General features: G+C 28.5%; 6 protein-coding genes and 1 pseudogene. 1 reads left to right on the top strand and 6 read right to left on the bottom strand.

Annotation, left to right across the window (positions count from 1 at the left end; all coding sequences use genetic code 11):
• The 6 genes from AACZ53_RS13700 to surE all read right to left on the bottom strand — a co-directional run.
• The coding region (locus AACZ53_RS13700; RefSeq protein ID WP_339839583.1) for a ComEC/Rec2 family competence protein at positions 1-1,263 on the bottom strand (1,263 nt) is incomplete at its 3' end.
• 12 nt (positions 1,264-1,275) lie between these two features.
• The gene (locus tag AACZ53_RS13695; RefSeq protein ID WP_339839580.1) at positions 1,276-1,758 is read right to left on the bottom strand and encodes a C40 family peptidase; all 483 of its coding nucleotides are present in this window, start codon (positions 1,756-1,758) and stop codon (positions 1,276-1,278) included.
• Between the two features lie 8 nt (positions 1,759-1,766).
• A complete protein-coding gene (locus AACZ53_RS13690) occupies positions 1,767-2,420 on the bottom strand; it encodes a C40 family peptidase (RefSeq protein WP_339839578.1) in 654 nt (217 codons plus the stop codon).
• Positions 2,421-2,443: 23 nt separating this feature from the next.
• Positions 2,444-3,556 (bottom strand): lipid-A-disaccharide synthase, encoded by a 1,113-nt coding sequence (gene lpxB, locus AACZ53_RS13685; RefSeq protein WP_339839576.1) that lies wholly within the window; start codon positions 3,554-3,556, stop codon positions 2,444-2,446.
• A gap of 2 nt (positions 3,557-3,558) precedes the next feature.
• Positions 3,559-3,831, bottom strand: coding sequence for a hypothetical protein (locus AACZ53_RS13680; protein WP_339839573.1), 273 nt, complete (start codon positions 3,829-3,831; stop codon positions 3,559-3,561).
• Entirely contained in the window at positions 3,831-4,598 is a 768-nt protein-coding gene (gene surE / locus AACZ53_RS13675; RefSeq protein ID WP_339839571.1) for a 5'/3'-nucleotidase SurE, read from the bottom strand. Before surE ends, AACZ53_RS13680 begins: the two co-directional genes overlap by 1 nt.
• A gap of 168 nt (positions 4,599-4,766) precedes the next feature.
• On the opposite strand from surE, the pseudogene AACZ53_RS13670 reads away from it, so the two are divergent.
• Positions 4,767-5,069: pseudogene (locus AACZ53_RS13670) on the top strand (tail-specific protease); the annotation flags it as partial.

Below are 5,069 nucleotides of genomic sequence, written 5' to 3'. Positions count from 1 at the left end.
AATAACAACAAAATTGGCTAATAAAAATAACGTAGGAACTTGTTTAAAATACAATAACATTAAAGGCAAAACACCTAGTTGAGCGGTTAATGAAACTAAAAATAAATCTGTGATATAAACTACAATCTTATTTTTAGAATAATAAAATTTTTGATAAAACGGTTGAAACAATAAAATCGATATTACAGCAGCATAACTCAGCTGAAATCCAACATCAAAAATTAAAAGCGGATTGTAAATCAACAAAAGTAGGAACGAAGCGGCAATAGCATTAAACATAAAGTTCTTCCTGTTTAAGAATGTTCCAAATGCAATTACACTAAACATTGTAACTGATCTAGTAATAGAAGCTGACATGCCAGAAATTAAAGCAAAAAGCCATAAAAGAAGAATTATGACAATAAGTTTTATAGTTTTTCCATGTTTGACACGATTTAGGAATCCAAAAATAAAATTGAAAAAAGTATAAATAATTCCAATATGCAAACCAGAAATGGCTAGGATATGAACAACGCCAGCATTTTTATAATCGTTTAAAGTTTCGCTATCAATTTGTTGTTTTTGGCCTAATAATAAAGCATTAATAATAGATTTTGTTCTAACAGAAAAATGATGTGCATCAAAACTATGAACTAATTTTTTTCGAAGTTCATTAATGTAAAAGGTAAAATTTTTAACTTTTTCTCCAACAAAATAATCATTTTCAAAACATTTTATTTGATGATAAACGTTTTGATTTTCCATATAATTAGCATAATCAAAAGTGTCTGGATTATAGTTTTTTAGAATTGGTTTTAGTTCAGATTTAAAAGAAACTAAATCACCAATAAGTAAAGAATTTGGGTTTTTCTTTGAAAAATAAACCAAAAGTTTACCTGAACTTTTCTGCTGATTAAACGAATCGATTTTAACAATAAACTTGGTGTAAAATTCATTTGATTTTAATTCTTCAACCACTAAACCTTTAATATTGTTTTGTTCTTTAATTTCAAGATTTGAATAATTATTTTTGGCATGAAAGTCTTGATGAATGAATAAAGACATGCTTCCTATGGAAAGAATAAGGAAATAAGTTGCCAAGCCAAAAAAGATATTTTTTGTGTTTTGGTTTCGGTTCTTAAAAAATAAAAGTAGAAATAGTATGAAAAAAAATAGGGAAGAAAACAAAAGAGTAGTAAGAGAAAAATACGCATAATTTTGGATTACAATTCCTAATCCAAAACAAATAGCAATAAGTATGATTGGATATTTTAGTACATCCATTTATGTTAAGTATTACTCTATAACTCGTTTTATTTTTTCAAAGGCTTTTGCGTAATAAGCTTCGCTTGTAGACGAAATTATTACTCCTTTGCTTGTGGACGAATGTATGAAAAATATTTCATTTTTAGTAATGTCAGTAATTAATCCAACATGATTTATTTTTCGACTTCCACCAGTTTTAAAAAAAATTAAATCTCCTGGTTCAGCTCTAGATTTTGAAACTTCCTTGCCTTCATTAGCCATTTCATATGAACTTCTAGGTAATTTATAATTAAATTTCTTAAAAGTGCTATAAATTAGTCCAGAACAATCCATCCCAGATTTTGTTGTGCCACCAAATTTATAATTTACGCCTAAATTTTCTTTAGCTGTTTTTACAATTGAATTCTTTTGTTTTGAAACGCTCTTAGAATCGCTTGTAACAGACTTTGAAGATTTACAACTAATAAATACAACAGAAAAAACAACAAATAAGAGTAAGGTAGCTTTTTTCAATTTTTTTATTATTCTATGATTCGTTTAATTTTCGCAAATGTCTTTTGATAATAACTTTCTGCTAATGAAGATTCAATAACACCTTTGCTTGAAGAAGCATGAATGAATTTTATTTGACCGTCAATATTTTCAGTAACTAATCCAACATGTGTAATAATACTTCTTCTTCTGTTAGTTTTAAAAAATATTAAATCTCCTGGTTCAGCTTTAGCTTTATTTACTTTTCTACCAATTTTTGATTGAGCTCTTGAAGTTCTTGGAAGTTCCATGTCATTTTTTGTGTAAGCAAATAACATTAATGCGGAACAATCAATGCCCTTTTTAGACATTCCACCATAATGATAAGGTGTTCCTATATATTGTTTGGCTGTTTCTATAACTTCAGCTTTTTGAAAATTAGGAAAATTTGTATTTGAAATAGTCGTTGCGTCTTCTAAAGCAATTCTTTTTTGAAGTTTATCTGAAATTAAGTTTAATTTTTTAATTTCCTTTACTTTCTTTTTAAAGTTTTTAACGGATGCTTTTTCACTTACGTTATATTTTTCGACAATGCCCATTCCTTCCGAAATAGGTGCGATGCTAATGTTTTGAAGATTTGACTGAGCTTCAACACCAAAGTGGAATAAAAACAAGAATAAAAGTGTAAAAAAGTAGTGCTTCAAAGGATTAGATTTATGCAAATATATCATTTTTTCAATCTCTTGTAAATTAAGTTAGCTGTTTTTTTACTTGCACCTTTTCCTCCGAGTTTCTGTTGGAGTATTTCGTAGTCGTTTAACATCTTTTCTCTTTCAGGTGATGTAAGGATATTGTTGAGTTCTTTCTTTAATTGTTTTGTATTCAAATCACCTTGAATTAATTCTTTAACAACTTCTTTGTCCATAATTAAATTGACTAATGAAATAAATTTTAAAGTAATAATACGTTTAGCAATTTGATAAGAAACAGCATTTGCTTTATAGCAAACCACTTGAGGAACTTTGAATAAAGCTGTTTCTAAAGTAGCAGTTCCTGAAGTAACAAGGGCTGCTGTCGAAATATTCAGTAAATCATAAGTTTTATTGGAAATAAATTTAACATTTTTGTTTTTTAGAAAAGGCTTATAAAAGTCATAATCTTGACTTGGAGCACCAGCAATTACAAATTCATATTCTTTGAAGTCTTTTGTAATCGAAAGCATTATTGAAAGCATTTTTGTGATTTCCTGTTTTCTACTTCCGGGCAAAAGTGCAATTATTGGACTGTTTGATAAATTGTGTTCCTTTCTGAAATTGACTTCATCTACATTTGTTCTGTTTTCAATAGCATCTATTAGTGGATGACCTACAAAATCAACTTTATAATCATATTTTTTATAGAAATCTTCTACAAAAGGTAAAATTACATACATATGATCAATGTCACGTTTTATAGCATGAACTCTATTGGCTCTTGAGGCCCAAACTTGTGGTGAAATATAATAACTAGTTTGTAATTCTTTTTCTTTTGCCCATTTAGCGATTCGCAAATTAAAACCCGAATTATCAATAAATATCAATGCATCTGGATTAAAAGAAGTAATATCAATTTTGCAGAAAGCAATGTCTTTAAAGATTTTAGAAATATTTTGAATAACTTCTAAAAACCCCATAAAAGATCGCTCTTTGTAATGTTTTACTAAAGTTCCTCCAACGCTTTGCATTAAATCACCACCCCAAAATCTAATTTCAGCACTTGCATCTTCTTTATATAAAGCTTTCATAAGATTAGAACCATGCAAATCTCCTGAAGCTTCTCCTGCTATTATGTAGTATTTCATAACTAGGCAAATAAAGTATAAATCGTTAGTAAAAAGATAGACAAAATAACACCTTTTGCTATTTCATCTTTATTTTTTTTGAATAATAAAAACACTATTCCCATGTTTAATAGAGCACCTAACGTAATTAGTTTTCCCAAACTTCCTTGTGCCTTTAAGTTTATATAACCGTCTACAAAGCCCATTGAAGTAAATAATGTTATAAACAGAAAGCAACCTATAAAAGAAGTTATAAGTCCAATTAAAATACCAATAAATAAATCTCTCTTTTGCATTATAAATTCCAGTTATTTAATTGTGAAATGGCATGATGAGCAGTTAAATCAAATTGAACAGGTACGACAGAAATATAACCGTTTTGCAAAGCCCATTCATCGGTATCTTCCCCTTTGTCTTGATTTACAAATTCACCAGATAACCAATAATATTCTTTTCCCATTGGATTTGTTCGTTTGTCAAATTCTTCAATCCAAGTTGCTTTCGCTTGGCGACAAATTCTTATTCCTTTTAGTTCTTCCGCTTTTAATTTTGGAAAATTTACGTTTAAGACAACACCTTCAGGTAATCCTTGTTCTAAAACTTGTAATGCAATTTTCTTCACATAAGTTTTAAAAGGTTCGAAATTAGCATCCCAACTATGATCTAATACTGAAAAACCTATGGCAGGAATTCCTTCTATTCCAGCTTCAACTGCAGCACTCATTGTACCCGAATAAATTACATTTATAGATGAGTTAGATCCGTGATTAATTCCTGAAACACATAAATCTGGTTTGCGTTTTAATATCTCATGAACTGCAATTTTAACACAATCTACAGGTGTTCCAGAACAACTATATTCATGCTCTATCTCTTTGTCTAAGTTTAATTTGTCTAAAGTAATAGTATTGTTTATGGTAATTGCGTGACCCATAGCGCTTTGTGGGCTGTCGGGTGCAACAACAATTACTTCTCCAATTTCTTTCATAACTTCAATAAGAGCTCTTATTCCCGGAGCAACTATACTATCGTCATTTGTAATTAATATTAAAGGTTTTTTCATTTTATTTAAAATTGAATTGCTAAATTACTAAATTAGAAAGTAACTTTACACTAATATTGCACACTAATAAGTAAATATTACCAAATTTTTATATTCTTTTTAAGAGTTTGGCATAATTTTTTGTGTAAATTAGTTGAAAATTTTTGAATGAACCGTTTAGTCATATTTATGAAAAAGAATTATAAGATTATCTTGATTATAACTGCCTTATCAGCAGTGCTTTTTTGGAGTTTTAGACCTAAAAAAGTTGAAGCAAATCCCGAGAAAGACAAATTATTGTTAGAGCTTTTGGCTTATGTACTTGAAAAAGGACACTACAGTCCAATTGCTATGGATGATAAGTTTTCTGAAAAAGTATATGATAAATATTTGAATTCATTAGATCCTTTTAGACGTTATTTTGTTGAATCTGATATTGAAGAATTTAAAGTTTACGAAGACTCAATTGATGATTTTATTAAAAATAAAGAT

Source organism: uncultured Flavobacterium sp. (assembly GCF_963975005.1).
Taxonomy (GTDB): domain Bacteria; phylum Bacteroidota; class Bacteroidia; order Flavobacteriales; family Flavobacteriaceae; genus Flavobacterium.
This window is presented reverse-complemented; position numbering and strand designations above follow the sequence as displayed.

Excerpts from the sequence above, each read along its gene's own strand:
- surE (WP_339839571.1), bottom strand. The coding sequence starts at position 4,598 with ATGAAAAAACCTTTAATATTAATTACAAATGACGATAGTATAGTTGCT.
- AACZ53_RS13680 (WP_339839573.1), bottom strand. The coding sequence starts at position 3,831 with ATGCAAAAGAGAGATTTATTTATTGGTATTTTAATTGGACTTATAACT.
- lpxB (WP_339839576.1), bottom strand. The coding sequence starts at position 3,556 with ATGAAATACTACATAATAGCAGGAGAAGCTTCAGGAGATTTGCATGGT.